This is a genomic window from Catenuloplanes japonicus, from assembly GCF_000717135.1.
GTDB classification, from domain to species: domain Bacteria; phylum Actinomycetota; class Actinomycetes; order Mycobacteriales; family Micromonosporaceae; genus Catenuloplanes; species Catenuloplanes japonicus.
In genome coordinates, this window is record NZ_JNXY01000037.1 from 106,579 (window position 1) to 123,957 (window position 17,379).

Sequence of the window (17,379 nt, forward strand, 5' to 3'; positions counted from 1 at the left end):
AGGCTGACCGTCAGGTCCCCCGGAACGAGGCGTCACATGGTCGAGGCGACTACCAGACACCGGGCTGACCAGCTGCTCAAGCAGCTGGTCAGCCTTTTCGCGCTGGCAGCGGCCGCGATATTGATCTGGGCCGCATTCGCGATCTTCCAGGAATCGGATCTTTCCGAATGGTGGCTGCCGATCCTGGTCACTGTGATGATCGTTTTTACGAGCGACGTCGGTGTGACGATCCGCATCCGCAGCGCCGTCATCTCGTACACCTGGTCCGAGACCGGGATTCTTTTGACGATCGCTTTCCTGCCGCCACAATGGGCGCTCCTCTGTCTGGCCGTCGGCACCGCGCTACCCAAGATTCGGCGACGGATCCGACCGGACAAACTCGCGTTCAACACCGCGAAGGCGGTGCTCACCGCCGGCAGCGCGCTGCTCCTCACGACGATCGTGTTCGGGCCGCTGCACGGCGACCAGCTGACGATCGGGCGGCAGCTCGGCGCGCTCGTCCTCGCGGCCGCGGTCCTGCTGGTCACGGACGACCTCATGGCGATGCCGGTCCTCGCGCTCGCCACCCGCGGCACGCTGCGCCAGATGGTCTTCGGCGACTGGCCGATCCGGCTGTTCACGCTGGTCGTCAAGGTCGGCGTCGCACTGGCCGCGGCCGTCACCTGGCGCATCGATCCGCCGTGGACGGTCATCGTCGGCGCGGTCGCGGTGATAGTCCAGCTGATCTACCACAACCGCATGCGCACGCGCGAGGAACGACGGGCCTGGCAGCGGCTCGCCACCGTCACCGAGACGCTCAACGAGACCGATCTCACCCGCGTGCTGCACACCGCGGTGCTGCGCGCCGAGCCGCTGTTCTCCGCGGACGAGATCGAGGTCGAGCTGGACGCCGGCGGCGGGCGGCTGGTCCGCGGGCGCGGCGAGACCGTGGTCTTCGACGGCGACCCGGCCGACGCGCCCGGCGCGGAGCGGCAACTGTTCGCGGTGCCGCTGCGCGGGACCGGGCCGGGCGGCGAGATCGGCGTGCTCAGGCTGCGGTTCCACTCCGAGGTGCGGCTCTCCGAGCGTGAGCAGTACACGTTGCGCACGTTCGCGTCCGCGCTCGCCACCGCGGTGCGGAACGCCACGGCGTACCAGGAGCTGATGAGCGTCGCCGCCTCGCACGCCCAGGAGGCCACCCACGACCAGCTCACCGGCCTGCTCAACCGGCGCGCGCTGCTCGACCGCGGCGCCCGCCACCTCCAGGCGCCCCGGCACGACGGGCTGACCGCCATGCTGCTCGTCGACCTGAACCACTTCAAGGAGGTCAACGACACGCTCGGGCACACCGCCGGCGACGAGGTGCTCACCGAAGTCGCCCGCCGGCTCGACGCGGCCGCCCACCCCGGCGACATCGTGGCCCGGCTCGGCGGCGACGAGTTCGCGGTGCTGCTGTGCGGGCTCTCCGCGCCCGCGGTCGCCGGGCACCGGGCCGAGGCGCTGCTCGACACGCTGCACCACCCGTTCACGGCCGAGGGCATGCAGCTGCGCGTCGAGGCCAGCGGCGGCATCGCGATAGCACCCGGCCGCGGCGGCATGACCGAGCTGCTCCGACGCGCGGACGTCGCCATGTACCAGGCAAAACGCGGCGGCGAACGGATCGAGACCTACAGCCGGGGCCGCGACACCGCGGACATCGCCCGGCTCGCGCTCGGCGGCGACCTCACGCGCGCGGTCGAGGAGGAAGAATTCGTCGTCAACCTCCAGCCGATCCTCGACCTCGGCACCGGCGAGGTCGTCGCGGCCGAGGCGCTGTCCCGCTGGCACCACCCGGTCCGCGGCCACCTCGACCCGCTGCGCTTCCTGGAGACGGTCGAGCGGTCCGGGCTGCTGCCCGTGTTCACCGACACCGTCCTGGAGAAGTCGCTCGGCGCGGTCACCACGCTGCGCCGGGCCGGCTTCGACCTGCCGGTCGCGATCAACGTCTCGCCGCGCAGCCTGCTGGACCCCGGCTTCCCCGCACTGGTCGCGGCGCGCCTCGCCACCCACGACGTCCCGGCGGACCGGCTCGTGCTCGAGCTGACCGAGACCCTCGCGCTCAGCCAGCTCGCCGTCGTCGACCGGGTGCTCCACGAGCTCAGAGATTCGGGGGTACGCCTCGCGCTCGACGATTTCGGCACCGGCTACAGCTCGCTGTCCGCGGTGCCGCGGATCCCCGTGCAGGAGATCAAGATCGATCGCCGGTTCGTGGCCGAGATGGAGGAGTCGCCGGAGGCGGCCGCGGTCGTCCGCGCCACCGTCGAGCTCGGGCGCAGCCTCGACCTGCTGGTCGTGGCCGAGGGCGTGGAGAACGCGGCCCAGCGCAAACGGCTCTGGGAGCTCGGCTGCGGGGCCGGCCAGGGCCACCTGTTCGCCCGGTCCATGCCGGTCGACGCGCTGGTCACGGCGCTGCGACGCGGCTCCGGCGAACGGCCCGGCCACCTCGCGCCGTCACTGCACGACACGGGCGCGGTGGTGCGGCTGTCCGCCACCCGGCGCGGGACCGGGCGCGCCGGGAGCCGTCTGCCACACTTGCCCGCGTGATCAATCCGCCTCGACGGCACGTCATCTGCGTGGTGGCTGCCGGGGGTGCGCTCGGCGCCGGCGCGCGGTACGGCGTGGTCACCGCCTGGCCGGACGTGTGGGCCACGGTCGCGGTCAACATCGCCGGGTGCCTGCTGATCGGCGTGATCCTGGGGTGGCTCTCCCGGCGGCCCGACGCCCATCCGCTGCTGCGACCGTTCCTGGCGACCGGGGTGTGCGGCGGGTTCACCACGTTCTCCACGTTCGCGGTGCAGACGCTGGAGCTGGGCGGGGTGGCCGCGCTGGCCTACGTGGCCGCCACGGTCACCGGGGCCCTCGGCGCGGTGTGGCTCGGCCTGATCATCGGGCAGCGGTCATGATCACACTTGGGTTGGTGCTCGTCGGCGGTGCGGCCGGGGCGGTGCTGCGGTTCCTGCTCGACACGGCCGTGGCCGCCCGGCTCGGAAAGCGGCTGCCGTGGGGCATCCTCGCGGCGAACGTGCTCGGCTCACTGCTGCTCGGGCTGCTGCACGGCACCGCGCCGACGTGGCTGATCGCGCTGCTCGGGACCGGTTTCTGCGGCGGGCTCACCACCTGGTCGACGCTGGCGGCGGACACCGTGCGGCTTCCGCGCGCGCTCGGCGTACTCAATCTGGCCCTGAATCTGGTCCTTGGCTTTTCGGCCGCCGGGCTGGGCTGGTGGCTGGCCCCGTAGACCCACACTGCGTGACCGGCCAGGGTACCGTCGGGGCATGCAGATGACCTGTCCAAAGTGCCACGGCCAGATGCGGCAGTACGAACGCAGCGGCGTCACCATCGACCAGTGCGGCGAGTGCCGGGGGATCTTCCTCGACCGGGGCGAGCTGGAGAAGCTCTTCGAGGCCGAGCAGAACTGGAACCGGAGCAACCCGCAGGGCGCCCGCCCCGCGGCTGCCCCGCCGCCTCCGCCGCCGGCCGGTTACCCGCCGGCTGCCCCGGTGCACGGTGGTGGCTACGCGCCCCCGCCGCCCCCGCCGCCGGTGCAGCACGGTTACCCGGCCGCGACCCCGGCCTACGGGCACCCGGCCCCGGCCTACGGTCACGGCGGATATCACGGCCACTACCGCCACCACGGCCACTACCGCCACAAGAAGCACCGGGGTTTCCTCGGCGAGCTGTTCGACTAGGCCCGTTCCTTCAGGGCCCGGGATAGGGCCGCCTCGCTGCTGTGGGCGGCCCTGTCCTCCTGCTTACATCGCCATGTCGACGCTCTGCTTACATCGCCATATCGACGAAGCGCGACAGGTGCAGCTGCGCCGCCACCGTAATCGTGTCGGTCGGCCCGTTACGGTGCTTCGCCACGATGAAGTCCGCTTCCCCCGCCCGCGGCGACTCCTTGTCGTAGTAGTCATCTCGGTGCAAAAGGATCACAACGTCAGCATCCTGCTCGATCGAGTTATGGACCGCGACGCCGTCCGCGATGAAGTTGTGCAGCCCCGGCACGGTGGCGTCGAAGACGTCCATCTGCCCGACCGCGGTGATCGACACGACGCTGTCCCACAGGACGTCGTTGGTCGCCAGTAGTTCGAGATCCGCGTCCTCCAGCACCTCGGCAACCCTGGCCAGCCGCTCACGACTGACCGCTTTCTTCCAGAGCCCACTGCCGCTGAACTGGGTATCCATCGCGGCGGCGAACTGGCGGTGCGACATCTTCTTCTCGGCGAGGATCGCCCGGACCCGGGTCCAGACCTCGGCCGGCACGGTGTCGACGTTCGGATTGATGCGGCCGCCCTCCAGCACGGTCAGCAGCTCGGCACAGGCAACGCCCCGCAGGCCGTGCACGCCGATCTCCCGCAGGAATCTGAGCTGGTCGTCTCGGCCTGAGATGTCCAGCGTGTATTGCGGCCGGTAGCGGTCCGACGTCACCTCACGGACCCGCCCGGAAATACCGAACCGCAGCAGCAGGAGAGACACCTCGTCGATCATCCGCCGGCTGGTCGACGCGAAGTAGATGCGGCCGCCGCGGCCGTGCCTGGTCACCGTGACCGAGCCGTCCGTCGCCCAGAGGTGCCGAAGGAACAGCTTTACCTGCGTTTTCGGCAGCGAGGCGACGCCCTCGGGGATGAATTTCTCGTGCGAACGCAGGCCGAAGAGGCCGAGCCTGTCCAGCCAGGCCGCGATCGGGTTCCGCCGCCCGCGAGCGAGCCGGAACGGCGCGGGCAGACGCAGCGACACCACGCGGGCCGCCGGGTGCTCATCCCGCACGGGGGTGATGCCGAAATGCGCCGCGGCCTCGGTGACGGCGCTCAGGTTGGCCTCGTCGATGCTCGCGTACCGAATCGGCTGGCGTCGCACGAAGGAACCGTCTCCCAGCAGGTGGGCGAGCATCACCACCTCGGCTTCCGGCCATGGCGCGATCTCCGCCGGTGGCGGTAGGTGCCGCGGAACCGCAATGCGTGAACCCGCCGCCAGCTCGCCAAGCGGCCGCCAGCCGTCCACGGTGAGGAACGGGTGGTTCGCGGTCGCCTCCACCTGGCGGCCGGACGCGAGCCGCATCCGGAAAACCTCGCGGTGCCCGCTGGGGAACGCGTGGGTCATGGTCGCCGACACGTACTGCAAGCGGTCGTTCAGCGCCCACACCGGCACGTCGGTCGCGCCGGAGGCCATCAGCTCACCGATGGTGACCTGCTCGTTCGTATCGGACCTGATCAGCTTGGTACTGGCAGGCAGGCAGCCGGACTCTCGCAGGTCGGACAGCTGCGGACGCTTGTCCGTGCGCTGCTCGGGACCACGGTTCAGCTGGGAGACCGCGATGACCGGGGCCTCGACCTCCTTGGCCAGCAGCTTCAGGCCACGGGAGAGTTCCGCGACCTCCTGCTGACGGCTCTCGGTGCGGGCCGGCGAGGACATCAGCTGCAGATAGTCGACCACGATCAGCTTGAGGTCGTGCCGCTGCTTGAGCCGGCGCGCCTTGGCCCGGATCTCCATCAGGTTCATGTTCGGCGTGTCGTCGACGAAGAGCGGCGCCTCGCTGATCTCACCCATGGACCGGGCCAGCTTCGTCCAGTCGTCGTCGGAGAGCTGGCCGGATCGCAGCACGTGCAGCGGCACCCGGGCCTCGGCCGAGAGCACACGCATGACGATCTCGACCTTGCTCATCTCCAGCGAGAAGATCGCCGCCGCCTGGTTTGCCCGAATCGCGGCATTTCTGGCGAAGTCCATGCTTGCGGTCGATTTGCCCAACCCGGGCCGTCCGGCCACGATGATGAGCTGGCCGGCGTGCAGGCCGTTGAGGAGGCGGTCGAGGTCGGCGAAGCCGGTGGGGACGCCGGTCATCTGGCCGCCGTGGGCGCCGATGGCCTCGATCTCGTCCAGCGTGGGCTGGAGCATCTCGCCGAGGCTGGCGAAGTCCTCGTTGACACGCTTCTCGGTGATCTCGTAGACGGCCTGCTGCGCGAGGTCGACGATGTCGTCCACGTCACGTCCGCCGCCGGCCGCGGCGCCGTAACCGAGCTGGACGATGCGGGTGCCGGCCTCGACCAGGCGGCGCAGGACGGCGCGCTCGGCCACGATGCGGGCGTAGTACGACGCGTTGGCGGCGGTGGGGACGCTGGCGATCAGCGTGTGCAGGTACGGCGCACCGCCGATGCGGGCCAGGTCACCGGCGTCGTTGAGCAGCGCCGCGACCGTGATGGCGTCGGCGGGCTCGCCGCGGCCGTAGAGGTCGGTGATGGCGTTGAAGACGGTGGCGTGGATCGGCCGGTAGAAGTCGGGGGTCTTGAGGATCTCCACGACGTCCGCGATGGCGTCCTTGGAGAGCAGCATGCCACCGAGAACGCACTGCTCAGCGGCCATGTCCTGCGGCGGGGTGCGGTCGTAGCCGCCACCGCCACCGCCGCCCTCGCCACCACCACCGTCGCGCGGCGGGCCGTCGAACTTGCGGTCCTTCTTCCGGCGCGGACGGTCGTCCCCTGACTCATCGGGGGAGAACGAGCCGGGCCGCACGTCGTCGGTAATCGACATCGAGCCCCCCTCTCAGTCGAACATACGTACTATCCCGCATCAGGCAGGCGGCCGACAACCACATCGGCACACTCGCCCGCGGGTAGAGCGATCACACTACGAACCCCGAGGCCCCAGCCCCAAACGGGTCGGTGGACGAGCCTGTGTCTTACCTGTGGACATCAGGCCGCATGCTGTGTGCAGCCCTGTGGATAACCTGTGCACAACTAAGTGGATCAGCTCACACCAACCGCTCTGAACAGGGGAAACTTCTTCCCCAACATGTGGAGAACAGAAACCTTGTCCGGTTCCCGGCGGACAACCGGGCAAAGGTAGGCTCATCGCCGCAAGTTGATGTCCCTGGAACACGTATTGCGATCTGGTCTCGGAACGGTCACGCTCCATTGGTGGACTACGACGATCGGGATCTCAGCGGGCGGGCGCCGCGACAGCGCCGCCGTGCTGATTCCTGGTCGGAAAACGATGAGTACGGCGACGAGCTGCCCCAGCCGAGGACGGCGGAAGAGTCGCAGGTCGTGCGCTATACGAGCTACCCCGACCCGGCCACGACCACGGACTTCTACAACCGCACCGGGGACACCGGCGTGGGCGACATCCCGCCGGTCCGCTCGCGCGGCCGGTGGCAGGCGAGCCGTGAGGCCGAGGGCTGGCAGCAGGACGCGGGCGGCGCCGCCTACGGCCGGGTGAGCGAGAGCGTCAGCTACGACGACGCCCCGGCGCGTCCGAGCTGGGCCGACCGGCGCTACGACACCGGCAGCTGGCGCAACGTCAGCGACACGGCCAGCTGGCGGCGCGGCTCCCAGGCGGAGCCGGACGAGCGCGGCTACCGCTCCTACCAGCCCGGCGGGCGGTACGGTTCCCGGACCGAGCCGGTGGACGAGCCCCCCGCCCGGCCGCCGGACGACGACGATCGCGGCTCATGGCGCCGCGACGCGGAGCAGGACACCCGGAACCGGCGCTCAGGCGCCGGTTCGTGGCGTCGGGTGACGGAAACGCGCACCTGGGTCTCGGAGACCAGCTCCTGGGAGCAGCCCGACGTGCCCGTGCAGCGCAGCCGGCCGGACCCGCTGGAGCAGCCGGACACCTGGGGCGGCCGTGCCGTGCGCGAGGACACCGGCACGTGGGACGCCCCCCGGCCGACCCGCGCCGAGCGCCGCGCCCGCGAGCGCGCCGAAGCGGAGGCCATCGAGCGCCCCGCACCCGTCGAACGCCCTGTCGAACGCCCCGACCCTCCCCGGCACAACCAGCAGAGCGACTGGCCCGACTGGGGCGACCCGACGATGGGCCCGGCCCGCACGCGCGGGGCCTCCGCGCCCGTGCCCAGGTCCGGCAACGCCCCCTCGCTGCCACCCGAGGCTGCCGAGGAGCGGCCCAGCCGCCCACAGACGTCCTCTGACTGGCTCGCGGGCTCTCCCGGTACCACGGACACGGGTACCTGGCGCCGACGCCCGCAGAACGCGGATGACGGCGACTGGCGCGGTCCGCAGACGGTCTCGGACACCGGCACGTGGCGGCGCGGCGCGCAGATGGACGAGCCGGCGACCGAGCAGACCGGCACGCGGGCCGGCGGTTACGGCTTCACCCGGGCCGAGCCCGGCCAGGGCCGGCCGCGCTACTCCGGCGAGACCGGCGAGGTGTCCCGTTACCCGCGCCGGACCGAGACGGACACGAGCAGCTGGCAGCGCACGCCGGACGGCGTGATGTGGACCGGCGCGCCGACGACCGGGGAGACGCCGGCGCCGCGGGTGTACCGGGCGGCCCGTCCGGTGCGGCCCTGGGACGACACGTCGGCCGCGGAGCGGGACTGGGCGTCCGGTCAGGCGAACACCGGCACGCACCCGGACGGGCTGCTGACCAAGCCGTCGTACACGGAGGCGCCGCCGGAGCAGCGCACGCCGCGGCGGGAGATGTCCCCGGCGATGCGCCGTCAGATGGCGGTCGAGGAGCTGGAGGAGCTGGAGGAGGCGCCGCCCGGCGGTCCGCTGGCCGCGATCGGGTTCACCGTCTTCTGGTACGCGGTGCCGGTCGTGCTGTTCACCATCTTCACGCTCACGCAGGGTGCGGCGGAGCGGGCGCGGGCCGGGGCCACGCTGCTGGGCGCGGCGCCGCAGTTCGGCATCTCGCTGGCGCTGAGCATCGTGATCGCGTACCTGTTGCGCCTGGTCAGTGGCACGTGGAAGACCGCGAGCGTGGGCCTGGCCGCGGCCGTGATGGGCGGCGGGCTGGCGATCGTGCTGGTCTCCGCGATCAGCGGCCAGCCGATCGGCTGAGCGACCGACCCCGAAAACACAGAAAACCCCGAGGCGGTACGCCCCGGGGCCCTGCGTGTGAAACGGGTCTTACTTGGACGGCGTCACGTTGAGCGTGAACCGCGCCGTGACCTCGGGGTGCAGCTTGACCCCCACCGAGTAGGCACCGACCGACTTGATGTGGGCCGGGAGGTCGAGGCGGCGGCGGTCGATCGACGGACCACCGGCGGCGCGGATCGCGCCGACGACGTCAGCCGGGGTGACCGAGCCGAACAGACGGCCGCCGGCGCCGGAACGCGCGCCGAGGCTGATCGTCTTGAGACCCTCGATGGTCGCCTTGACCTCGTTCGCGTGCTCGACGCCGCGGATCTCGCGCGCCTGCCGGGCACGGCGAATGACCGTGACCTGCTTCTCGGCGCCCTTGGTCCACGTGATCGCGAAGCCCTGCGGCAGCAGGTAGTTACGGCCGTAGCCGTCCTTGACCTCCACGATGTCCCCGGGAGCGCCGAGGCCGGACACTTCCTGCGTGAGGATGATCTTCATGTCCGTCCCCCCTCTCAGCGGGCAGTCGTCGTGTACGGAAGGAGCGCCATCTCGCGAGCGTTCTTGACCGCCTTGGCGATCTGACGCTGCTGCTGCGAGGTCACACCGGTGACGCGGCGGGCACGAATCTTGCCGCGGTCGGAGATGAACTTGCGCAGCAGCGCGGTGTCCTTGTAGTCGATGTAGGTGATCCCCTCCTTGTCGAGCGGGTTCACCTTCTTCTTCGGCTTGCGCAGTGCCGCAGCCTTAGCCATTGCTTGCTCCGTAACCTGTTAGAACGGGGGCTCGTCGTCGAAGTTGCCGCCACCCGAACCGGAAGAGGCCGGACTCGCGGTCGCCCACGGGTCGGAGTAGTCGCCGCCACCGCCGGAGTTGCCCCCGCCAGAGTTGCCGCCGCCGAAGTTGCCGCCGCCTCCGCCGGAGTTGCCCCCGCCGAAACCGCCGCCGCCCCCGCCGCCGCCGTTGGAGGAGCCGAAGCCCCCGCCACCGCCGCCGCCGGAGCGGGACATCTTCTGCACCTTCGCCGTCGCGTACTTCAGAGACGGGCCGACCTCGTCGACCTCCATCTCGAAGACGGTGCGCTTCTCTCCCTCACGGGTCTCGTACGACCGCTGGCGCAGGCGCCCCTGCACGATCACCCGGGAACCGCGGGTCAGCGACTCGGCGACGTTCTCCGCCGCCTGCCGCCAGACGCTGCAGCTGAGGAACAGTGGCTCGCCGTCTTTCCACTCCCCGGACTGCCGATCGAGAGTCCGCGGAGTCGACGCGACCGTGAACTTGGCAACCGCCGCACCCGAGGCGGTGAAGCGCAACTCTGGGTCGTTGGTCAAATTACCAACGACGGTGATGACTGTCTCTCCTGCCATGACCTTCTCCTACCACCGGGGCGATTTGGTGAGTCAGACTGTCACACGGGTGTGACAGAAACCCCGGCGACGTTCGGGTGGAGCCGGGAAGTCAGCGAACTTCCGGGCGGATGACCTTGGTGCGCAGCACGGACTCGTTGAGTCGCAGCTGACGGTCCAGCTCGGCAACGGCCTCAGGCGTGGCCTGGAGGTCGATGACGGCGTAGATGCCCTCGGCCTTCTTCACGATCTCGTACGACAGGCGCCGGCGGCCCCAGACGTCGAGCTTCTCCACCGAGCCACCCGCGGTACGGATCACGTTCAGGTACGTGTCCAGCGACGGGGCGACGGTGCGCTCCTCGAGACTCGCATCGAGGATCACCATGATTTCGTAGTGACGCAAGACAACTCACCTCCTATGGGCTAACGGTCACGGGCTTTCCGTGACAGGAGGTCTGCGTCGTTGCCGTGGGCACGATGGGAACACCGGGCCGCGGGCAACCTGACAAGGATAGCCGGGTTCTCCGGGACGACTCCGCGACCCCCGGCGAAGATCCACTAAATCCGGCGAAAAGGAACCGCGGGGCGCAGGTCCGCTTTCCTTGGGGTGGGACCTGGGGAGGAACGACCACACCGACGAGGTTGGACCGGCGCCCCGCGGGGCTTCGGAACGGGCTATGCGATCCCTGTTCGGGCGGCCCGCTGAGCGATAATAGCCCGAATTGCCCCAGCTGACACGCCAATCACACAGATTGTCGCAATTAGGGCGAGAAGCCCGACCGGGCCGGTCTCCCGGACCGGCTCCACGGACGCGACCGGCTCCGCGGCGACGCCCTCCGCGGCCACCGGCGGCGCACCGGTGTCCAACGGCATGGCCAGCGGGTCCGGGAGCGCGGGCTGCGACGGCGCGGCCGTGCCGGTGGTGGCCGGGGTCGGCGCGCTCTCGGTCGTACCCCCGGGGGTCTTCTGATCTGGTTTTGTGGTGGTGGCGTCCGGCGCGGGTCGCGTGTGGTCCGGCGCGGGCCGGCGTGTCGTGCCGGTCGGCGGGCGGGTGCCGGCGCCGGCCGTCGGCGCGGGCGTGGCCGGAGCCGGCGCCGGGGCCGCCAGCGGGGACGCCGGGCGGGCCGGGGCACGCACGCTGACCCGCACGGACGCGGACTCCTCGGTCAGCACGCAGTTCGGCTTCAGCGCCAGCGTGACCGGGCCGTGGTGAAAAAGGATCTTGGCGGCCTCACCCTTGCCGACCTCGCCCTGCGTGACGCCGTCCAGGATCAGTTTCGCCTTGTAGCCCGTCTGGTTGACCACTCGGAGCGTGGACTCCGCGGGCACGGAGACGGTGCCTACGCTGGGCTTCGCGCCACAGGCGACGCCGAGCAGCCCGCCGCCGCTGAAGACGACCTCCTCGCCGCTCTCCTCGTTGGCGTGCGCGACGCCGCCGATCAGCAGCGGCAACGCCGCGACCAGCGCGACCAGCGACATGCGCGCGGCACGGCTCCGCATCGGCAGACTCCCCAGGCTGGTACGGCGACAATAGGCGCATAACGCCCCCTGCCGGATTCATCCGCACAACGACCCCCGAATGCCGTGGGTGACGGGGCGCCAGGTGTCGCGGACATGTCCGATCAGTGGGTACCGAACGGGACCGTGACCGATTGGACGGGCAGGGGCGATTTCCGTCAGTGGACCGACGTAGGCTGCCCGTCATGCGAATCGGAGCCCACGTCGACCCGGTCGACCCGCTGGCCGGTGCCGCCGCCCGCGGCGCCGACGCCGTGCAGTTCTTCCTGACCGACCCGCAGAAGTTCGACACGCCCGCGCCCCGGGCCGACGCCGACGCGTTGCGCGCCTCCGACGTGCAGCTCTTCGTCCACGCGCCCTACCGGATCAACGTGGCCACGACGAACAACCGCGTGCGCATCCCCAGCCGCAAGCTGCTGCTCGCGCACGCCCGCGCCGCCGCCGAGATCGGCGCGGCCGGCCTGATCGTCCACGGTGGCCACGTCGGCGACGGCGACGACATCGCGGTCGGCTTCGACAACTGGCGCAAGACGTTCGACTACGCGGCGAAGGAGGGCGGCTTCCCGCTGCCCGTCCTGATCGAGAACACCGCCGGCGGGGAGAACGCGTGTGCCCGCACGTTCGACAAGATCGCCCGGCTGTGGGATGCGGTCGGCCCGCTCGGCGCCGGATTCTGCCTGGACACGTGCCATGCGCACGCCGGCGGCGAGCAGCTGATCGACGCGGTCGACCGCATCAAGTCGATCACCGGTCGCGTCGACCTGGTGCACTGCAACGACTCCCGTGACGAGTTCGACTCGCGCCGCGACCGCCACGACAACCTCGGAAACGGCATGATCGACCCCGATCTGCTGGTCGGCGTGATCCGGGCGGCGGACGCACCGGTCATCGTGGAGACTCCCGGTGGTGTCGAGGGCCAGAGTGCCGACATCACGTTCCTGCGCAACCGGCTAGGCGGCTAGACAAGTCTTCCCGGCGACAGACCGGGATTCAGCGCACACACAAGGGGCAGCCAGGCGATGAGCACGGACCAGCCGCAACTCACCGGCGATGGGCAGGCGGCAGCGCCACCGGCCGCGGTTCCCGGCACACCGGCTGACAGCAGACCGGCCGACGACGCGCCGAAGGCCGCGACCTCGGATTCCACAACACCAAAAACCCCAAAAGCCACAAAGGCCGCCGATGGTACGGCGGCCGAGGTGACACCGGCTGGCTCCGAGACCGACGCCCCAGCGGTCGGAGCGAAGGCGACCGGCGCGAAGGCGACCGGCGCGACGCCGGCGGGAGCGACGCCGGCGGGAGCGACGCCGGCCAAGCAGGCCGGGGCGACCGCGTTGCGCACGGCGGCGCCGGTCGGAAGCGCCGGTGCGACCTCCGCCGCGGACAAGACGTCGGCCTCCGGCGCATCGCCGAGCACGGCCCCCGGCGACGCCAAGAAGGTGACCGTCGACGCGGACCCGAACCGGGACCCGTTCGAGTCGTTCGGGCCGCCGCCGCCCGTGCACCTCAGCCCGGTCGCGCGCGTCGGCGGCGCGCTCCGCCGCGGCCTGATCCACGAGTGGACGCTCGCCGTGCTCGGCGGCCTGCTGTTCGCGGTGGTCATGACCTGGCCGACGCTGAAGTACCCGTTGCACACCATCCCGCAGGACATCTGGGACCCGACGCTGCAGGCCTGGCAGATGGCCTGGTCCGGGCACATCCTGCTGACCGACCCGGCACAGCTCTGGGAGTCCAACACGTTCTATCCGAACGAGTTGAGCTTCGCGTTCTCCGACGCGCTGATCGGCTACGCGCCGTTCGGCATGATCGGCGAGGGCCCGGTCGCGGCGCTGGTGCGTTACAACATCGTCTTCGTGCTGGCGTACGCGATGGTGTTCGTCGGCGGTTACGCGCTGCTCCGCCAGCTCGGCACCGGCCGGATCGCCGGTGCGGTCGCGGGAGCCGCGGTCGCGCTCGCGCCGTGGCGGCTGTCCCAGGCCGGTCACCTGCACGTCATGTCCAGCGGCGGCATCCTGCTGGCGCTGGCGATGCTGGCCCGCGGGCACGGCTACTCGTTCCGGCACGGCTACCGGCCGGAGAAGCGGCACGCGGGCTGGGCCCTGGCCGGCTGGGTGATGGCGGCCTGGCAGCTCAGTCTCGGGTTCGGCATCGGACTGCCGTTCGCCTACGTGCTGCTGATCATCGTGCTGGTCTCGCTGGTGACGTTCCTGGTGAAACGCTTCCTGCTGCGGGCCGAGCCGAAGCCGTTCGGCTGGCGGCTGTTCACCGCGGACGCGGCCGGCGGCCTGATCTTCGGCGCGGTCGGCGCGCTGCTCGCGATCCCGTACTTCCGGGTCTCCGAACTGCACCCCTACGCGAAGCGCAGCATCGAGGAGATCGACTTCTACTCGCCGCCGCTGAGCAGCTTCTTCACCGCCTCCGGCGAGTCCGCGTTCTGGGGCCCGCTGCACGCACAGGCACGTGAGGCGCTGCCCTGGGCGCCGGAGATGACGCTGCTGCCCGGGTTCGCGCTGATCGCGCTCGCGACCGCCGGCCTGTTCTTCTCGATCTGGACGGTCCGCCAGCGCGCGCTGCTGCTCGCCGGCGTGCTGGTCAGCGGCGCGCTCACAATGGGCACCAAGTTCTTCGGCGGCACGTTCACGTACGTGCCGCTCTTCGACTACCTGCCGGGCTGGCAGGGCATCCGCACGCCCAGCCGGCTCATCCTGTGGGCCACCATCTTCCTGGCGATCCTGGCCGCGGGCGCGGTCTCGGCCTACTCACGCCGGGCCGAGGACTTCTCCCGCGAGCAGGTGCCGGCCCGCCCCGGCCTGCTGCTGCGGCTCGTCACGCTGGTGCCGCTGGCCGTGATCCTGCTCGAGGGTGTGAACGTGACACCGCACCCGGTCGTGCCGGAACAGCCGCTGGCGATGCGCACGGCGGACGGCCCGATGCTGGTGCTGCCCAGCGACGGCGGCTGGGACCAGCACGTGATGCTCTGGTCGACCACGAAGTTCCAGAAGGTGACGAACGGTGGCAGCGGCTTCACGCCGGAGAAGACCACCGAGATCCGCGACTCGACGAAGTCGTTCCCGGACCAGACCAGCATCATGTACCTGCGCAGCATCGGCGTGCAGACCGTGGTGATACTCCGCGACCGGATCGGCGGGACGGAGTTCGAGGCCCGCGTCGACCTCCCGGTCGACTACCTCGGCATCACCCGCGAGGACGTGGAGAACGCGGTCGTCTACCACCTCTGATCGCGACACCCTGGACGGCGAACGGCCCGATCCGGCTCTGTGCCGGACCGGGCCGTTTCGTTTCGGTGCGCGTCGGTGGATCGGTGCCGGCCGGTCCGTGCCGGCCGACGCCGGCCTGTCGGTCAGCTCGCCCGCTTGTCGGCTTGCTTACCGGTCGGCCTGCCGGTCGGTCGGCCTGCCGGTCGGTCAGCTCGTGCGGCGGACGTCGAAGGCGGACGGTTCCGGGGAGCCGAGGTATTCCTGCGACTTCATCCGGCACCAGGCCGGGATGTCGTTCGCGGCGGCCGGGTCGTCGGCCAGGACGCGGATCACCCGGCCGACCGGCAGCCCGGTGATCCGCTTGGCCAGCGCGATCACCGGGAGCGGGCAGCGCTGGCCGAGGCAGTCGATCACCTCGGCCGGCTCATCGACCGTCACCGCTCACCGGCCGTCGCGGCCACCGCGGTCGGCGTCGTCCGCGGTGTCGTCGTTCCGGTTGTCCCCGTCCGCGCCCGTCCCGACGGAGTCACCGTCAGCGGGGCCGGTCTTCGTGGAGTTGCTCTCCCCGGCCGATGCCGGCTCGACAGGGTCACCGGCCGCGAAGTCATCGCCGTCCTCGCCACGAGTGGTGGCCCCGGTGACGCTGCCGCCCGGCGCCACGACGGACCCGGCGACCGGACCGTCACCCTTCAGACCGCCGTCGCCCTTCAGACCGCCGTCGCCTGGGTAGTCGGCCAGAGCGTCGCCCTCCAGGCCGTCGTCGCCCTGGCTGCCGGCCGGAGCGTGGCTCTTCAGACCATCGCCCAGGTGGCCGGCCGGAGCGTCGTCTTCCAGGCTGGCGGTGCCGAGGCGGCCCGCCGGAGCGTCGTCCGTCAGGTCGTCGTCGCCGAGGCTGCCGGCCGGACCGTCGACGGTGACCGCCGGACCATAGACGTCCCGGCCCGCGGAGCCGGCCCCGACGCCCGCGAGCACCGGCACCGGCAGCACCCGCTCGCGCCCGAACCGCTCCGCGACCCAGGGTGCGTCCGGCGCGCCGTCCAGGACGCCGCCGTCCGGGTCGTCGTCGTAGGTGGCGCGCACCGGGTCCTCCTCCGGGTGGAGGATCTCGCGGATCACGAACCAGCAGAGCACCGCCACCGTGATCAGCCGCAGCGACGCCGCGAGCACGAACACGCCCTCGGGGAAGACCGGCTTGTCCGAGGCGCCGAGCAGCTCGCCGTAGAACGCGACGAAGTACAGGATCTCCGCGGCCTGCCAGGCCAGGAACGCACCCCAGCGCGGCCGGGCCAGCACGGCCAGCGGCAGCAGCCAGAGCACGAACTGCTGGGAGTAGACCTTGCCGAAGATCAGGAATGCGGCCACGACCAGGAAGGACACCTGGGCCAGGCGGGGGCGGCGCGGCGCGGCCACGATCAGGTAGGCGATGCCGAGGCAGCAGAGCCCGAAGATCGCGTACGCCGTCCAGTTCAGCACCGGGTCGACGTTGTCGCTGAGGTACTGGAACACGCCCTTGTCGCCGGGCAGGATCGGGGCGAGTTTGCCGTCCAGGTAGCGGCCGACGTACCAGAACGTGCCCCAGTCGACCGGCCGTTCCGTGTTCAGCTCGAAGAATCTGTTCCACGAGTTGCGGTAGAGCAGGAAGACCGGCGCGTTGACCGCGGCCCAGGTGACCGCGCCGGTGCCGAACGCGATCAGCACCGGCCGTACCCTGGCGGCCCGCAACCCGAGGATGAGCAGCGGCCCGAAGAGGAACAGCGGCCACAGTTTCGCGGCGGCGCCGAGCCCGAGCAGCAGCCCGGCCAGCACCGGTTGTCGTTTGGCCCAGGCGTAGAGGCCGAGCGCGGCCAGCCCGATTGCGAGAAAGTCCCAGTTCACGGTGGCGGTGACGAACAGCGCCGGCGCGACCGCGAACAGCGCCGCGTCCCAGGGTCGCCGGCGGCGCAGCGCGAGGATGACCGAGACGGTGGCGACCGCGAGCGCGCAGAGGACCAGCGCGTTCACGTCGTAGAAGAGCATGCTCTGGTTGAGGTTCGGGTTCTCCACGCCGTACGCGTGGATGGGCAGCCCGATCACGCCCATGAAGTAGCCGGTGACGACCGGGTACTCGACCGGCCAGTCCTGGTACGGCACCTGGCCCTCGTTGAGGTGCTCGGAGTAGTAGAGCGCGAGCACGTCGGTGTAGCAGAACTGCGTGTACTGCTGGTAGTTGTCCCAGGCCCCGTCCCGGCAGGGCGATTTCTGCACCCAGTGCAGCGCGAGCGTGAGGCAGGTCAGGGCCAGCACGATCCGGGTGGCGGTCCAGAACCGCACGCCGTTGGGCCCGCTGCCTCCGCTGGGCGCGGCATGGTCGCCGAGCGGCCCGCCGATCGCCTCGGAGAGGCCGCGGACGAACGGCTCCGACTGTCCGGGGTTGTTGACCCGCGGCTGCTGCTCGACGTTCATACGAGGCATCTTGCCGCATGA

General features: G+C 70.9%; 14 protein-coding genes and 1 pseudogene. 7 read left to right on the top strand and 8 right to left on the bottom strand.

Annotated features, from left to right (window positions below):
• The first annotated feature begins 36 nt into the window (after nucleotides 1–36).
• Genes OP04_RS40895 through OP04_RS40910 form a run of 4 tightly spaced genes read left to right on the top strand, consistent with a single transcriptional unit; the run spans nucleotide 37 to nucleotide 3,707 of the window.
• Nucleotides 37–2,562, top strand: coding sequence for a putative bifunctional diguanylate cyclase/phosphodiesterase (locus tag OP04_RS40895; protein ID WP_033345370.1), 2,526 nt, complete (start codon nucleotides 37–39; stop codon nucleotides 2,560–2,562).
• Nucleotides 2,559–2,921, top strand: a complete 363-nt coding sequence (locus tag OP04_RS40900) for a fluoride efflux transporter FluC (RefSeq protein WP_063746854.1) — start codon at nucleotides 2,559–2,561, stop codon at nucleotides 2,919–2,921. Before OP04_RS40895 ends, OP04_RS40900 begins: the two co-directional genes overlap by 4 nt.
• A complete protein-coding gene (locus OP04_RS40905) occupies nucleotides 2,918–3,256 on the top strand; it encodes a fluoride efflux transporter FluC (protein ID WP_332309708.1) in 339 nt (112 codons plus the stop codon). The genes OP04_RS40900 and OP04_RS40905 overlap by 4 nt, the downstream gene beginning before the upstream one ends.
• Before the next feature lie 37 nt (nucleotides 3,257–3,293).
• Nucleotides 3,294–3,707 (top strand): TFIIB-type zinc ribbon-containing protein, encoded by a 414-nt coding sequence (locus tag OP04_RS40910; RefSeq protein WP_033345372.1) that lies wholly within the window; start codon nucleotides 3,294–3,296, stop codon nucleotides 3,705–3,707.
• A gap of 88 nt (nucleotides 3,708–3,795) precedes the next feature.
• On the opposite strand, the gene OP04_RS40915 is transcribed toward OP04_RS40910, so the two are convergent.
• Nucleotides 3,796–6,543: a replicative DNA helicase gene (locus OP04_RS40915; RefSeq protein WP_085067169.1), complete on the bottom strand. Its 2,748-nt coding sequence runs from the start codon at nucleotides 6,541–6,543 to the stop codon at nucleotides 3,796–3,798.
• A 386-nt stretch (nucleotides 6,544–6,929) separates the two neighbouring features.
• On the opposite strand from OP04_RS40915, the gene OP04_RS40920 reads away from it, so the two are divergent.
• Nucleotides 6,930–8,813 carry a hypothetical protein gene (locus OP04_RS40920; protein ID WP_157241033.1) on the top strand — a complete coding sequence of 628 codons (1,884 nt, stop codon included), beginning with the start codon at nucleotides 6,930–6,932 and terminating at the stop codon, nucleotides 8,811–8,813.
• Nucleotides 8,814–8,882: 69 nt separating this feature from the next.
• Here OP04_RS40920 and rplI read toward each other — a convergent pair whose 3' ends face one another.
• From rplI to OP04_RS40945, 5 genes are all read right to left on the bottom strand, one after another.
• A complete protein-coding gene (gene rplI, locus OP04_RS40925) occupies nucleotides 8,883–9,335 on the bottom strand; it encodes a 50S ribosomal protein L9 (RefSeq protein WP_033345374.1) in 453 nt (150 codons plus the stop codon).
• A gap of 14 nt (nucleotides 9,336–9,349) precedes the next feature.
• Complete coding sequence (gene rpsR, locus OP04_RS40930; RefSeq protein WP_033345375.1) at nucleotides 9,350–9,589, bottom strand: 30S ribosomal protein S18; 240 nt, start codon at nucleotides 9,587–9,589, stop codon at nucleotides 9,350–9,352.
• Between the two features lie 18 nt (nucleotides 9,590–9,607).
• Nucleotides 9,608–10,201: a single-stranded DNA-binding protein gene (locus OP04_RS40935; RefSeq protein ID WP_033345376.1), complete on the bottom strand. Its 594-nt coding sequence runs from the start codon at nucleotides 10,199–10,201 to the stop codon at nucleotides 9,608–9,610.
• A 91-nt stretch (nucleotides 10,202–10,292) separates the two neighbouring features.
• Nucleotides 10,293–10,583, bottom strand: a complete 291-nt coding sequence (rpsF, locus tag OP04_RS40940; protein ID WP_033345377.1) for a 30S ribosomal protein S6 — start codon at nucleotides 10,581–10,583, stop codon at nucleotides 10,293–10,295.
• Between the two features lie 272 nt (nucleotides 10,584–10,855).
• The gene (locus OP04_RS40945; protein WP_157241035.1) at nucleotides 10,856–11,680 is read right to left on the bottom strand and encodes a hypothetical protein; all 825 of its coding nucleotides are present in this window, start codon (nucleotides 11,678–11,680) and stop codon (nucleotides 10,856–10,858) included.
• Nucleotides 11,681–11,883: 203 nt separating this feature from the next.
• Between OP04_RS40945 and OP04_RS40950 the strand changes: the two genes are divergently transcribed.
• Together OP04_RS40950 and OP04_RS40955 are read left to right on the top strand one after the other, a co-directional pair.
• On the top strand, nucleotides 11,884–12,660 hold the full coding sequence (locus tag OP04_RS40950) for a deoxyribonuclease IV (protein ID WP_033345379.1): 777 nt from the start codon (nucleotides 11,884–11,886) through the stop codon (nucleotides 12,658–12,660).
• A gap of 57 nt (nucleotides 12,661–12,717) precedes the next feature.
• The gene (locus tag OP04_RS40955) at nucleotides 12,718–14,937 is read left to right on the top strand and encodes a hypothetical protein (RefSeq protein WP_408606848.1); all 2,220 of its coding nucleotides are present in this window, start codon (nucleotides 12,718–12,720) and stop codon (nucleotides 14,935–14,937) included.
• A gap of 186 nt (nucleotides 14,938–15,123) precedes the next feature.
• Here the strand turns inward: OP04_RS40955 and OP04_RS40960 are convergent, their stop codons facing one another.
• Nucleotides 15,124–15,354, bottom strand: coding sequence for a sulfurtransferase TusA family protein (locus tag OP04_RS40960; RefSeq protein ID WP_033345380.1), 231 nt, complete (start codon nucleotides 15,352–15,354; stop codon nucleotides 15,124–15,126).
• Nucleotides 15,355–15,918: 564 nt separating this feature from the next.
• Nucleotides 15,919–17,367: pseudogene (locus tag OP04_RS40965) on the bottom strand (glycosyltransferase family 87 protein); the annotation flags it as partial.
• Nucleotides 17,368–17,379 lie beyond the last annotated feature (12 nt).